The following is a 14,498-nucleotide window of genomic DNA, read 5'->3' as shown; positions in this document are numbered from 1 at the left end:
TATTTTTCCCATACATTCCCCCCTTATTAAGGGGGGCTAGGGGGGAGCAGAATGCCTTATTAAAGAGGCTAGGGGGTTAAATTAACGGATTAAATCGAAGGAAATATCAGTTTTCGCAGGGATAATAGTATTGCGATCGAGCTCATCAAGGATAGTATTGATAATCCAGTTATGTAGATTCAAAGTGCCACGATAACCAAGAGTTTCATAACGGTGTAAATGATGGCGATCGAAAATAGGATAACCAATGCGAACTAAAGGAGTTTTAGTATCACGCCAGAGATATTTACCGTAGGAGTTACCAATTAAAAGATCAACAGGCTCAGTAAACATCAAACTGCGTAAGTGCCAAAGGTCTTTTTTGCCCCAAATAGTTGCATCTTTACCGTAAGGACTAGCAGACAAAACAGCTTGTAACTCTTTTTCAAATTCAGGATTAGAGTTAGTAACTACGATATGTACAGGTTCAGCACCTAATTCAAGTAAGAAATTAACTAAACCAAACACATGATCAGGATCACCATATAAAGCGACCCGTTTACCATGAATCCACGCTTGAGAATCATTCATAGCATCCACCGCCCTTCCTCTTTCATCGATCAATTCTTGAGGTACAGGTTTACCAGTGATTTCCGATAACTTAGTAATAAACTCATCAGTGCCACGAATACCAAAAGGACGGAAATTAAAGGTTTGTTGCCCCCACTCTTTACCGATGTATTCTTGAGTTTTAGGAGTGGTGTATTTTTGGAAGAAGAAAGTACCCTCAGCGTTGATTGAATCTCCTGCTTCTTCTAAAGTGGTCAAACCATTATACATTTGAAACTCACCAGTGTTAGGAGCATCAAAAGTATCGGAATTATCAGAAAGGATAGTATAGTCGAGATCAAATAAATTTAAGATGCGTTTTAACTCACGAATATTGCCTACATAAGGATCAAAACCTAAGTTAAAGTTATACTTCCCGTTGGTAGTTTCCTGTTTTTTACCTTCGCTTAAACATTCCAAAATCCCTTTAAGCATATTGTCATAGCCTGTGATGTGAGAACCCACAAAGCTAGGAGTATGAGCATAAGGTACTGGGAAATCTTCAGGAATAGAGCCTTCCTGTTTAGAAGTTTGAATAAATGCCCCTAAGTCATCACCAATTACCTCAGCCATACAAGTAGTACAAAGGGCGATCATTTTGGGTTTATAGAGTTGATAGGAATTTGCTAAACCATCAATCATGTTTTTCAAACCGCCAAATACTGCCGCATCTTCAGTCATGGAAGAAGAAACTGCTTGGAAAGGCTCTTTGAAATTACGGGTTAAGTGACTACGGAAATAAGCAACGCAACCTTGTGAACCATGAGAGTAAGGTAACGTGCCTTCAAAACCTGCGGCAACAAATAAAGAGCCTAAAGGTTGACAGGCTTTAGCAGGGTTAATGGTTAATGCTTCACGGGCAAAGTTTTTCTCACGATAATCCCAAGTTTTAGTCCATTCAGCAATTCTTGCAACTTCTTCGGGACTATGCGCACCTTCAAATTGACGTTTGTATTCAAATAATTCTTGATAGGTATCGGTATGAAATAAATCAAAGTGATCTTGAACTTTTGCCTCTGCTACATTGGAGGTATTGAGATTGTTAGTATTTTCTTGAGTCATGATACTTTACCTTTGTTTGAGATGAATGGGAATGGTTTTATTTGTTTGATGGAGAGAGCGGTGGGCATTGCCCACCCTACAGTTACCTGAGTTCGATATAAGAAAAATGGTAAAAGTTAAGGTGGGGAGGCATGGAATAAGTATGGGAAGACAGAGTTTAAAAATGAGTAAAACAACCATTAAAATTAGTAAATAAGGTCGAAAAATCAATTTTAAATAGTTTCAACTCAATATTTGCCAAGTTTAACTCCGAACTCCGAACTCCGAACTCCGAACTCCGAACTCAGGTTACGGTTATTTGGTTTCCCAAGGATTGTTGATTAAACTCCAAGTGGGGTTGTTAATGGCTAAATCCATATCACGAGCGAATACTGCAAAGCCTTCGTAACCATGATAAGGACCAGAATAATCCCAAGAGTGCATTTGACGGAAAGGTAATGCCATTTTCTGGAAAACGTATTTTTCTTTAATACCTGCGGCAATTAAGTCTGGTTTTAATTGTTTGGCAAATTCCTCAAATTCATAACCACTGATGTCGTCGTAAATGATCGTACCGTCTTTGGTATAATCGGCTGTACGTTTATAGTCATCACCGTGACCAAATTCATAGCCCGTGCCAATAACATCCATTCCTAAATCATCAAAAGCAGGGATAACATGACGGGGGCGTAAACCACCAACCATCATCATTACTTTTTTACCTTCGAGACGAGGACGATATTTGTCAGTAATAGCTTTCATTTCTGCTTCATGTTCAGCAATTACTTGTTCCGCTTTTTCTTGGATAGTTTCATCAAATTGAGCGGCAATTTTACGCAGAGATTTAGCAATTTGAGTAGGTCCAAAGAAGTTATACTCTAACCAAGGAATTTCGTATTTTTCTTCCATGTAACGGCAAATGTAGTTCATGGAGCGATAGCAGTGGATGAGGTTTAATTTAGCGAGAGGAGTCATTACCACTTCGTTAAATGTACCATCTCCAGAAAATTGACAAATTACTCTAAGTCCGATCGCCTCTAATAATCTACGACTAGGCCAAGCATCACCACCGATGTTATAGTCACCAATAATATTGACATCATAAGGACTAGATTCAAATCCTTCGGGTAATTGACGATACTCGTCCGCTTTCGGTAAAACCCAATCTCTCACAGTATCATTAGCGATATGGTGTCCTAAAGATTGGGATACTCCTCTAAATCCTTCACAACGAACGGGAATAACGGGCTTTCCTGTTTCTTTTGCTTTTTTACGAGCCACTGCTTCAATATCATCCCCAATTAAGCCAATAGGACACTCAGATTCGATCGTAGTTCCTTTGCTGAGGGGGAAAAGTACTTCTAACTCGTCAATCAACTTAGCTAATTTTTTGTCACCACCGAAAACAATATCTCTTTCTTGGAAATCGGAGGTAAATTGCATTGTACCAAAGGTGTCAACTCCCGTCGTTCCTATATAGTAGTTACGGCGACCAGACCAAGAGTAGTACCCACAACCGACAGGCCCGTGACTGAGGTGAACCATATCTTTAACAGGTCCCCAGACAACACCTTTCGCTCCTGCATAGGCACAACCACGAGTAGTCATGACACCTGGTACAGATTTTTTATTGGATTGTACCCCACAATCTGATTTACTTTCTTCTTGAACATTGAGATGTTTTGCCCGTCTTTTTGCGGCTTTTTCTGGATAAGCCTCCAGCACCTCTTTTATTAGATCTTTTTTCTCTTCTACAGTGGTCATAATTTTTTCCCATGTGTTGATAGTATTAATGATGAGAGGGAGATTCTTCGCACTTTGCCCAAAATTTTTCGCCCTCATCCCCCAACCCCTCTCGCACAGGCGAGGGGAGACTTTTTTCTAATAATTGAATTGATTCATTATTAAGAGGGGGGATCAAAGAATTAAACTTTTGCTTTTGCTTTATCTTCTTCTAATGCTCTTTGATATTCTGCATCAGAATCCATAAATCCGAATTCAACCAATAATTCTTCTAATTCGTCCATGCTGATAGGAGTAGGAATGACTAAGTCTTTGTTGTTGGCTATTTTGTCAGCTAAGACACGATATTCATCAGCTTGGGGGTGATCAGGTTCGTACTCAATAACGGTCATACGGCGTAATTCTGCACGTTGAACTACGTTGTCACGGGGAACATAATGAATCATTTTTGTGCCGAGTTTGTCAGCTAAGGCTTCAATTAATTCAATTTCACGATCGACCTTACGGCTATTACAAATTAAACCACCAAGACGAACCCCACCAGATTGAGCATATTTTAAAATACCCCGAGCAATGTTATTAGCGGCATACATAGCCATCATTTCACCAGAAGTAACGATGTAAATTTCTTGGGCTTTACCTTCCCGAATGGGCATCGCAAAACCACCGCAAACAACGTCACCTAATACGTCATAAGAAACTAAATCGATGTCTTCGTAAGCGCCTTCTTCTTCGAGGAAGTTAATGGCAGTAATAATACCACGTCCTGCACAACCAACACCGGGTTCAGGACCACCAGATTCAACGCAACGAACGTTATTATAACCAGTGAGCAACACTTCTTCTAATTCAAGATCTTCTACTGAACCACGTTCGGCGGCTAAGTGTAGGATAGTAGTTTGAGCTTTACAGTGAAGCATTAAGCGGGTAGAATCTGCTTTAGGGTCACAACCAACGATCATTACTCTTAATTTTTCGGAGAGAGCTGCGATCGTATTTTGAGAGGTCGTGGATTTACCAATTCCGCCTTTTCCGTAAAATGCAATTTGTCTCATAATAATTTCTTGTGTTTGTATAATGGATGTCTAACGAGGAAGCAATTTTGCTGACTCTAATCAAACTAGAGGGCAAATTCAGTTAACTGGAATGGTTGAGGATAAAAAGTAATTGGATTCAAAGAAGATTGATAGTCCTTCAATTCTAAATAGTTGATTTTTGGCGTAAACTTATAATCTCTTTAACCTGTGTTTACTGGTAGAATCCTCAAGGGAACTACGCTCTGGGTGGCGATCGCTCTCCTTTATTTTTGTTGTGCATTGATACCATGATTTTCTGTCCTTAACTTGTAGGGTTTTGGGATGTTAGGGTGTTGGGGAGATAAGTTAAACAGCTTCAACGATGAGAGAACCTAAAACTCGATCGCGCAGAGTAGCTTCGATGGCCATTTTGAGAGTAGCAAGAGAAGAAGCACAGCCTTGACAAGCACCTTTGAGAATAACTTTAACTACATCGCCTTCTAAGTCGAATAACTCCATATCTCCGCCGTCTTCAGCTAAAATCGGTTTAATTTCGTCTTCAATTACTCGTTGAATTAAAGTAATTTTTTGCAGATTAGTTAGAGGTTTTGTGGCTTGAGTGGCTGTTGGTGATTGTGGTGACAAATCATCGTCTCTTCCAATTTCTGTTGCCATCGCCAAGGTTTCCTTTTCTGTGGCAAGTTCGAGGAGCAAATCGTCAATATCTGGTAAGCATGAACTGCATCCTCCACCAGCTTTAACATAGTTTGTAACTTGTTCCGCAGTAGTGAGATTATTTTCTCTAATAATTCTCCTAATCTTGCTATCGGTAGTACCGAAACATCGGCAAATAAGTTTTCCTTCATCTTCTTCGTGTTCCTCAATGGTGATACCTTTATATTTGTAAATAGCGGCCTCTAAAGCCTCCTGCCCCATGACGGAGCAGTGCATTTTTTCCTCTGGTAATCCCCCAAGAGATTGAGCAATTTCTTTATTTGTGATTAGCAAAGCATCATTCACTTTTTTGCCTTTCAACAATTCCGTTAAAGCCGACGAAGATGCGATCGCACTTGCACAACCAAAAGTTTGAAATCTTGCATCTTTGATCGTTTGGGTGGCTTCGTCGATTTTGAGATGTAACTTAAGAGCATCGCCACAAGCAATACTGCCCACTTGCCCTGTCACAATTTCTTCTCCTGCCTCCTTGTCGGTAATCTTGCCTTGATTACGAGGGTTGTAGAAGTGTTCCATTACTTGATCTGTATAGTCCCACATAGCAATTAATAGTTAATAATGAATAATGAATAATTAATAGTTATGAGTTCCGTAGAACAGGCATCTTGCCTGTTTAAAACCAAACTCTGGTTATTTGGCTAATAAGGCTTGTTCTTGCTCTTTGAGCCAATCAGCATCGTCGCTGTTGAAGGGAGAAAGTTCTCGGAGGCGATCGATGATTGATGGTAAAATTTCCAAGACTCGATCAATTTCTGCTTCAGTGGTGAAACGAGATAAACTGAAACGAATTGAGCCATGTAAAACGCTGTAAGGTAATCCTAATGCTCTAAGCACATGAGAAGGTTCAAGAGAGCCAGAACTACAAGCAGAACCAGAAGAAGCACAAATACCATATTTATCTAAAGAAAGTAAAATGGCTTCGCCTTCAATATATTTAAAACCGATATTAGTGGTGTTAGGTAAACGATTGATATAATCCCCATTAATCACAGTATTAGGAATCGTTGCCAATATGCTTTGTTCCAGTTTGTCTCTTAAGCGTTTTTCTTCCTGAATATTGCCTAAATGTTGTTGAGCTAACTCGGCGGCCTTACCCAAGCCGACAATACCCACAACGTTTTCAGTACCGCCTCTGCGTCCTCTTTCTTGATGTCCACCGATTAATAAAGGACGAAATCTTACTCCCTTGCGCACATATAAAGCTCCAATTCCCTTGGGTGCATGGATTTTATGCCCAGATAGAGTTAACATATCGATCGCACTGTTTTTCATGTCGAGGGGAATTTTACCCACAGCTTGGACTGCATCCACATGGAATAAAGCACCGTATTCTTTAGCAATCTGTCCAATTCTTTCGATGGGGAAAATAACTCCTGTTTCATTGTTTGCATACATGACCGAAACTACTGCTGTACTGCCTGTCATCGATGCTTCCAACTCATCAAAATCAATTTGCCCTTGATTGTTAACTGAAAGATAAGTAACGGTATAACCTTCCTTTTCCAATTTGCGACAGAGATTTAAAATGGCAGGATGCTCAACCTCAGTAGTAACAATATGTTTTTTATTTGGTTGAGCCTTGAGAGCCGCTAAAATAGCCGCATTATCCCCTTCAGTGCCACAACTGGTAAAGATGATTTCTGATTCTTCAGCATTTAATAATTCCGCTACTTTACCTCTTGCCGATCGCACCGCCCGTCCGATTTGTCCACCGAAAGTGTGCATACTAGAAGGATTGCCATAATAGGTAGTAAGATAAGGTAGCATTACCGCCAACACATCTTCATCTATTTTCGTGGTAGCATTATTATCGAGATAGATACAATCATTCATGGTTTTAATCCCCCCGTGATTATACTTGCTTGAATTGTTGATAGAAGTTCAAAGCTAAAGAGTCGATCGTGTCGTAACCCTGTACAGGTTGAATACCCGCTTTAAGTAGCATTTCTTCAGGGCAATCACCAATCTTAGAAGCTAATACCGCTTTACAATCTTGAATGGCAGAAATAATCCCTTCTAAAGTTGCCGACTCACCGTAACCCGTTTGACAATATTGATCAATCTTGCGATGTCCGACAAATTTAGCCTCAACACCGTCAACCTCAAAGATTTGAAACTCTTTAGCGTGTCCAAAATGTTGATTAACGATACCACCGCCTTTAGTTGCCACAGCGATTAAGATTTTTTCCCCTCTAGCTTTTTTCTTAGCGATTCTCTCAGCTTTAGCTGATTGTTGAGCCTCTTTAACCTCTTTAATATGAGCATGAACTTCTTGACGTTTTTCGAGGTTATATTCAGGAGTCATTTCTAAGAATTTATCTTTGGTAAACTCTTGCGATCGATCTTCTCCTAATAATCCCACCGCATCAGCCCGACATTGACGACAGTGACGCATCATTTTCATGTTGCCTGAACAACTATCCTGTAAAGCTTTTAACTCTTTAGGAGTAGGCCCTCTTTGTCCATTTAAGCCAAAATAAGTACCATGTTCAGGAGCAGAAATTAAGGGCATAATATTATGTAAAAATGCACCTCTAGCCCGAATAGCCTCATCAACTTCCACTAAATGTTGATCATTGATACCGGGTATCATTACCGAGTTAACTTTGCAGAGAATATCTGCTTCTTGTAAGGCTTGTAAACCTTCCATTTGACGCTCATGGAGTAATTGCGATGCTTCTTCTCCTGTCCAGCGTTTCCGTTGATAACGTACCCAAGGATAAATTTTAGTTCCTATTTTGGGATCAACCATATTAATAGTAATGGTGACGTGATCAATATTTAATTCTTTAATCTGATCAACATAATTAGGTAACATTAACCCGTTAGTCGATAAGCACAACTTAATATCAGGTGCTTTTTCCGCCACCAATCCAAAAGTGCGGAAAGTCTGCTGAGGATTCGCCAAAGGATCACCCGGCCCTGCAATACCTAAAACTGTCATTTGTGGTATTTTCCCGGCAATTACCAAAACTTTATGGGCGGCTTCTTCAGGAGTAAGTAATTCACTCACAACTCCGGGGCGACTTTCGTTGGCACAGTCATACTTGCGATTACAGAAATTACATTGAATATTACAAGCTGGTGCTACTGCTACGTGCATCCGTGCATAATGATGATGAGCTTCTTCGCTATAACAAGGATGTTTTTCAATACGCTCTTGAATTTTGGGATCTACTTTTTGAGGAGTTGTAGAAGTACAGCCACAGCTAGTTGGTGCTTTTGCCATTGCCATAGGTGCAACTTCTGGTATCAAAGTTGTGCTAGGTGACATTGATTTATCCTAGTAAATTATGTGAACAGAAATTGAAATTGAAAATATCAAGTCAACTTAATTACTTATGGAATAAACCTAATTAAATAGTGATTTATTTTTGTTGTTCTTAAGCCGAAATTGATGGGTTGAACTCTAAATTCCTTGTAGCTTAATTATTAGAGATTGATTTAATCTTTTTTTTATAATTTTTTCTACAAAAACTTAGTTGTTCGATTCGTTATTAAACTTATAACACTAGGATTTTTATCTCTTATTCAACTTGCACTCAGTTAGTTTTATCTGATTAATTAAGGCTATACTCAATTGCTCAAACTCTTATTCTGCGGTGCGATCGACTAAAATAAAAAAAATTAAGGGGTATAGATGCAAGTATTTTGGTAATGGGTGATTAGTATTTATTCTTGACCTTCTAGTATTTTTTCTTTAGGGTATAAACCTCTCTAATTTCTCTTTTGACAAGGATTTCATCCATTTGTCTATCAATTTTTCTACACTCAATTTACTGTACTCGGATTTACTCAACATTGTGCCAGAGTCTTGGATTTGTAAGTATTTTGCACTTTTGCTTCTTGCCTTTTGCCCCTTTGGCTATCACTCATAGATGAAAATTTATCCCGAACTCAGGTTACTTATCTTATTAGTTCGAGCTTGTAGAAGAATTCTCGTACTTTTGAGAAAAAAGTGGAGATGCTTAATCACCCATAAAAAAATTTAGTTTAGGGAAACACTGGAGTAAGACTGTTTTACTCCTCCAGCAAAATATAAATTTCAATTTCAAATTCCTTCGAGATCTAGCTATTTCTTTTATCTACGATCCGATAAATCTGTATCCAATTTAACATAAATATTTTTTTGAGTACAATTACCCCTCATAAGTAAGTTTAAATAAATGTAACAAAAGCTACAAACTAGATAAAATAACTACTTCGTTATTAGTTCCTTTTTTTTCTTTTAAGTTTTAATTTTCTTGAGCTTAAATCTTAGCCAAATCATTAATTTAAAAGGGTTTGAGGATAGAAATGATGAGTACAAAATACTAATATCTAAACTAAAAAATACTAACGGGTATTAGGAAAAATACTAGGAGGTATCCCCCAAAAAAAAATTATGAATTTTCAAAAGTATAACTAGACAAGCTAATCAAGTTATTGAGTACATATTTGATAAGTTTAATAAGTTTAACCTCATGGATTTTTAAAGGTCAAATTAAAGGTGCTGTTATAAACTTTACAGACGGTTATCATTTAATGTTTCTCTTTGATAACTTTTATACCGAGTTCAAAATATTGCCACAGTATTGATATTGCTAGTTTTAGCATTGTAATTATATTACTGTTTGGGAATTAAAAGAAATTGGTATTAATGCAAAAGGGTAGTCCTATAGATGTGGTGGTTTTTTCAAGGTAGCAAATGGGTTTCACTGCCAAAAATCACTGCTCACTATTCCTGATAAAAGATGTCCTAAAGTTTTATCACTGGCAACAAATCTCTTACTAGAACAATGCAACAACCGCCAACCATTCACCTAACATTGAAAAAGAAGAAGGACAAACACCATAGCTTGTTCATTAATATTCCTTGGCTAATAAATATCTGGAAGGATTTTCAAATTATCTTTGACCGTGATCCTGCGGCTAATAATTGGCTAGAGGTAGTTATTTGTTATCCCGGATTTCATGCTTTGCTACTACATCGATTAGCTAGTTGGCTATGGCAAAATCAATTTCCTCTATTGCCCCGTTTATTATCTCATTTGGCAAGATTCTTCACGGGTATTGAAATCCATCCGGGGGCGACTATTGGTCAAGGAGTCTTCATCGATCATGGTATGGGGGTGGTAATTGGCGAAACGGCAATAGTGGGAGATTATTGTTTAATTTACCAAAATGTCACGTTGGGTGGAACTGGGAAACAAACGGGAAAACGCCATCCCACTCTTGGCAAAAATGTTGTGGTTGGTGCTGGTGCAAAGATTTTAGGCAATATTTATCTGGGGAATAATGTTCGGGTTGGTGCGGGTTCGATCGTACTTCGAGATGTCCCTAATGATTGTACTGTTGTCGGAATACCGGGGCGTATCGTCTCGAAAATGGGTCATGGTTGTCCTTTAGAACATGGTCAACTACCTGATCCTCAAGGTAAGGTCATTCGTTCGTTACTCGAACAGGAGTTGGCACTGCGCGATCGCATCGAAAAATTGGAACAAACCATCGAAAAACTGTCTTCCTGTTAACCTTAAAATCATGAATAAATTATGAGCAAAATTGAAATTAATGATACCACTTTAAGGGATGGGGAACAGGCGGCGGGAGTTGCTTTTACCCTAGCGGAAAAGGTTGCCTTCGCTACTTTGATGGATGCCATCGGCGTACAAGAATTAGAAATTGGTATTCCAGCTATGGGAGGCACTGAAATCGAAGCTATCAGGGAAATTGTTAATTTAGGCTTAAAAACTAAGCTAACCAGTTGGAATCGTGCTTTACGTTCTGACCTTGATGCTTCTTTAGCTTGTGGTGTACAACGGGTACATATATCCATACCTGTGTCGGAAATCCAAATAGCAGTCAAATTTCAAGGCAACTATCAATTAGTTCTAACTCGACTTAAGGAAACCATCAACTATGGGTGCGATCGAGGCTTATATATATCAGTAGGTGGGGAAGACTCTTCCCGAGCTGATATGAATTTTTTGCTCGATGTGGCTTTAGCCGCCCAAGATTGGGGAGCTAGTCGATTTCGCTTTTGTGACACAGTCGGTATTCTCGATCCTCTTACCACCTATAACAAAGTTAAGCATCTGGTTAATGAGCTAACTATTCCCGTGGAAATGCACACCCATAACGACTTTGGCATGGCAACAGCTAACGCCCTAGCAGGAATTCAAGCAGGTGCAAAATCAGTTAACACCACTGTCAATGGATTGGGAGAAAGAGCAGGAAATGCCGCCTTAGAAGAAGTGGTGATGGCTCTGAAAAAAATTTATGGTATTAATACTGGTGTTAGTACCAATAGATTTAAAGAGATTTCCGAATTTGTCGCCCAAGCCTCTGGTTGTGACGTTCCCCCTTGGAAAGCTATTGTTGGAAAAAATGCTTTTACCCACGAGTCTGGGATTCATGGTCATGGAGTACTCAAAAATCCTGCCACCTATGAGCCATTTAACCCTGAAGAAGTTGGAACACAACGTTGTTTAGTTGTCGGGAAGCATTCAGGTAAACATTTAGTTAATAACCTTTTGCAACAGTATGGCATTACTCTCAGTTTAGAAGAAATGAGTTCTCTTGTGGATGCGGTAAGAGAATTATCTATCAAGTTAAAAAGAAGTTTAACTCCAGAGGAATTGATGAATTTAATCCCAAATCATTAAGATTTGCTGAAAAACCTAGATTTTCTCAGTCTGAGTCTATCAAAGAATCTCAAAAGATCATCAATAACATGGTGACTACTATAACTTATTTTCGAGCATCGCTAATGGTTATTAATAATTACTATACCTTGGAGTTTATCTTATGAAAGTAATGTTGCACAAAAACGAAATCGGACACTTATCAGTGTATGTTCCCAAGAAAGACTTGGAAGAAGAAGTTGTGGAAGAAACCATCACCTATGAAGGCAAAATTCTGACTCTTGCCAATGGCTGGAAATTAGCTTTCGACAATTTTACAGATGATATAAAACTCCCACAAACTTTGAATGCCAAAAAACTATAGTCAATTGTGTATTTACTAATCTCTTAGGGATGTAAATACTAGCTGAAAATAACTAATTATCCATTGTAATAATTCATGGAGATTACAATATTATGTTAAGAGCATCTGATATTATGACTGACGAAGTAGCTACTATTCGTGGTTCAGCAACAGTAGCGGAAGCCGTTAAATTGATGAAATTTAAAAACCTCAGAGCCTTAATTGTTTCTTTACGTAGTCGAAAAGATGCCTATGGAATTGTTACCCATACAGATATTGTCAATAAGGTTGTGGCTTATGGTAAAGATCCCGCCAATATGCGTGTCTATGAAGTTATGACCAAACCTTGTATTGTTGTCAATCCTGATTTGGGTGTTGAATACGTGGCTCGGTTATTTGCTTTAACTGGAATTCGTATAGCCCCAGTGATTCAAGGAGACTTACTCGGCATTGTTTCTGAAACCGATATTCTCTATAAGGGAGACTTTGTGGAAAATCCTAAAGTACCTTTATTACGTCGAGAATTGGAAAAAGCCGTTGAAGATGCGATCGCGATCGCAAAAACGAAAGGGGCAACATCTCAAGAATGTATAGATGCTTGGGCATTGGTGGAAGATTTAGAAGCAGAAGCAACCTACCAAGAAGGAGTACAATCACCTGACACAACTCCTTTTCAACAATTCTGTTTGGATCATCCCGAAATTCTGAAGATTCGTCATCAACACCATGAACCAGAGTTGGTTGAGGTTGATCAGATTTTAGTATAAGAGCTTAAAACAACAAGTAGGGACATTTTTTTATGTTTCTACTTTACTAACTTAACAAAGGAGAATATTAATGACTACGACACTAACTGGCTTGACTCAAGGAGGATTGACTTGGGAACCTAAATTCATTAGAGGAATTAATGCAGAAACTTGTTTAGGTTGTGGTAGATGCTATAAAGTCTGCGGTAGAGGCGTTTTAATGTTACAACCAATGAACGAATTTGGTGAATTTATTGATGAAGATGATGAAGATGATATAGAGCGTCAAGTTATGACCATTGTTCATTCTGAAAAATGTATTGGTTGTGAGGCTTGTTCTCGTATTTGTCCGAAAAAATGTCACACTCATAGTGCTTTGACTGTTTAAATTAACGAAATTGCCTAGGAAAACTAATGACTAATTCTCAACGCCAAGAAGAATATTATCAATTAATCGATCGCCTCTTACGTTGTCCTAGTGGTAAAGAGCCGGAGATTTTGGACGCTAGTATAAATTTAATTGACGAAAATTTTGTCCGTACAGTGGTTCAGGTTGCCACAATTATGGCTCATGGAAATAATCAGGAGGGATCTAAATTTCTGATCTTTATTGCTCGTAATCTTGCTAGAAAACTGAACTTATATCCAGAATTATTGACCTCAACTTCTTAATAACCGATGGTAAAAATTCTAAATTCAGGAATGGGGAATAGTATCAAAAAACTGCACCTCATAAATATAAAAATCGCTAGAAATATTTAATTAGGAGAAAAATCAATGACTACTACACAACCTATTTCTGATGATGTTGCTCTCAGAATTGCCTTAGCCACAAAAGCAATACCGAATATTACTGTCAAAGATTTAATTGAGGCTTTACAAACGGAATTTGATGGAGAAATTAGCGGTGAATCTCTTGATAAAATTACAGTGACTCAACTTAAAAGAGCTTTTGGCAATATTTACGAAGGAGATGAAGGAGAATGGGAAGGGGAGGATGCTGACAACCAAGACATCGCCGCCTTTAAGGAAGCCGTTAGAATTTTATGGGGAGAAACCACCACAAATGAGCAGGAGTCTTTATCTGTTGAATCTTATCGGGAGGGCGATATGCCTAACTCCATTAGGGTTGCGGTTTCATCTAATACTGGGGAAAGATTAGACGGGCATTTTGGTTCTTGTCATCGTTATTTAATTTATCAACTATCTGCTGATCAAATAAAACTGATTGATGTTCGTTCTGCATTAGAAGCCGATTTAGCAGAAGAAAAAAATATCTTTCGAGTAGATTTATTGAAAGATTGTGCGATAGTTTATGTTGTTTCCATTGGTGGGCCTGCGGCGGCGAAAGTGATTCAAGCAAATATTTATCCGATGAAGATAGAAAAAGGTGGTTCGGCACGGGAAATTTTAGCCAATTTACAAAGTGCGATCGCATCTTCTCCTCCTCCTTGGTTAGCCAAGATTTTAGGTATATCCGCCGACAAACGTCTCAAAAATTATGGCTCTCCTATTTTGCATATGATCAATTATCTCTAAAAAAAGGTATCAGGTGGCAGGTTTTAGGTTGAATTAAAGACGAAGATTAAAAGAAGAAAATTTATTAAACAAAAAATAATCAATAGAAAAGGGGGAAATTGTGCAATTTCTGGGAGTATTTAAC

13 protein-coding genes are annotated in these 14,498 nt (G+C 38.4%); 7 read left to right on the top strand and 6 right to left on the bottom strand.

Annotated elements, in window-relative coordinates; all coding sequences use genetic code 11:
* Window positions 1–81: 81 nt before the first annotated feature.
* The 6 genes from nifK to nifB all read right to left on the bottom strand — a co-directional run bounded on the left by nifK (window position 82) and on the right by nifB (window position 8,358).
* On the bottom strand, window positions 82–1,650 hold the full coding sequence (gene nifK, locus Dongsha4_RS16285) for a nitrogenase molybdenum-iron protein subunit beta (protein ID WP_330203348.1): 1,569 nt from the start codon (window positions 1,648–1,650) through the stop codon (window positions 82–84).
* 294 nt (window positions 1,651–1,944) lie between these two features.
* Window positions 1,945–3,393, bottom strand: a complete 1,449-nt coding sequence (gene nifD / locus Dongsha4_RS16280) for a nitrogenase molybdenum-iron protein alpha chain (RefSeq protein WP_330203347.1) — start codon at window positions 3,391–3,393, stop codon at window positions 1,945–1,947.
* A 161-nt stretch (window positions 3,394–3,554) separates the two neighbouring features.
* Window positions 3,555–4,427: a nitrogenase iron protein gene (gene nifH / locus Dongsha4_RS16275; protein ID WP_330203346.1), complete on the bottom strand. Its 873-nt coding sequence runs from the start codon at window positions 4,425–4,427 to the stop codon at window positions 3,555–3,557.
* 327 nt (window positions 4,428–4,754) lie between these two features.
* The gene (nifU, locus tag Dongsha4_RS16270; RefSeq protein WP_330203345.1) at window positions 4,755–5,663 is read right to left on the bottom strand and encodes a Fe-S cluster assembly protein NifU; all 909 of its coding nucleotides are present in this window, start codon (window positions 5,661–5,663) and stop codon (window positions 4,755–4,757) included.
* A 90-nt stretch (window positions 5,664–5,753) separates the two neighbouring features.
* On the bottom strand, window positions 5,754–6,956 hold the full coding sequence (gene nifS / locus Dongsha4_RS16265; RefSeq protein ID WP_330203344.1) for a cysteine desulfurase NifS: 1,203 nt from the start codon (window positions 6,954–6,956) through the stop codon (window positions 5,754–5,756).
* 19 nt (window positions 6,957–6,975) lie between these two features.
* Entirely contained in the window at window positions 6,976–8,358 is a 1,383-nt protein-coding gene (gene nifB / locus Dongsha4_RS16260) for a nitrogenase cofactor biosynthesis protein NifB (RefSeq protein ID WP_425590805.1), read from the bottom strand.
* A gap of 1,543 nt (window positions 8,359–9,901) precedes the next feature.
* On the opposite strand from nifB, the gene cysE reads away from it, so the two are divergent.
* The 7 genes from cysE to Dongsha4_RS16225 all read left to right on the top strand — a co-directional run bounded on the left by cysE (window position 9,902) and on the right by Dongsha4_RS16225 (window position 14,374).
* Complete coding sequence (gene cysE / locus Dongsha4_RS16255) at window positions 9,902–10,633, top strand: serine O-acetyltransferase (RefSeq protein WP_330203343.1); 732 nt, start codon at window positions 9,902–9,904, stop codon at window positions 10,631–10,633.
* A gap of 21 nt (window positions 10,634–10,654) precedes the next feature.
* A complete protein-coding gene (gene nifV, locus Dongsha4_RS16250) occupies window positions 10,655–11,767 on the top strand; it encodes a homocitrate synthase (protein WP_330203342.1) in 1,113 nt (370 codons plus the stop codon).
* 142 nt (window positions 11,768–11,909) lie between these two features.
* Window positions 11,910–12,110 (top strand): putative nitrogen fixation protein NifT, encoded by a 201-nt coding sequence (gene nifT / locus Dongsha4_RS16245; RefSeq protein WP_330203341.1) that lies wholly within the window; start codon window positions 11,910–11,912, stop codon window positions 12,108–12,110.
* A gap of 92 nt (window positions 12,111–12,202) precedes the next feature.
* Window positions 12,203–12,856 (top strand): CBS domain-containing protein, encoded by a 654-nt coding sequence (locus Dongsha4_RS16240; protein WP_330203340.1) that lies wholly within the window; start codon window positions 12,203–12,205, stop codon window positions 12,854–12,856.
* A 70-nt stretch (window positions 12,857–12,926) separates the two neighbouring features.
* Window positions 12,927–13,223: a ferredoxin III, nif-specific gene (gene fdxB / locus Dongsha4_RS16235; RefSeq protein WP_330203339.1), complete on the top strand. Its 297-nt coding sequence runs from the start codon at window positions 12,927–12,929 to the stop codon at window positions 13,221–13,223.
* Between the two features lie 26 nt (window positions 13,224–13,249).
* Window positions 13,250–13,507, top strand: coding sequence for a hypothetical protein (locus Dongsha4_RS16230; RefSeq protein WP_330203338.1), 258 nt, complete (start codon window positions 13,250–13,252; stop codon window positions 13,505–13,507).
* Between the two features lie 105 nt (window positions 13,508–13,612).
* Window positions 13,613–14,374: a dinitrogenase iron-molybdenum cofactor biosynthesis protein gene (locus tag Dongsha4_RS16225; protein ID WP_330203337.1), complete on the top strand. Its 762-nt coding sequence runs from the start codon at window positions 13,613–13,615 to the stop codon at window positions 14,372–14,374.
* The last annotated feature ends 124 nt before the right edge of the window (window positions 14,375–14,498 follow it).

Origin of the sequence: Cyanobacterium sp. Dongsha4 (assembly GCF_036345015.1) — a bacterium.
In the GTDB taxonomy this organism is placed as follows: domain Bacteria; phylum Cyanobacteriota; class Cyanobacteriia; order Cyanobacteriales; family Cyanobacteriaceae; genus PCC-10605.
This window is presented reverse-complemented; position numbering and strand designations above follow the sequence as displayed.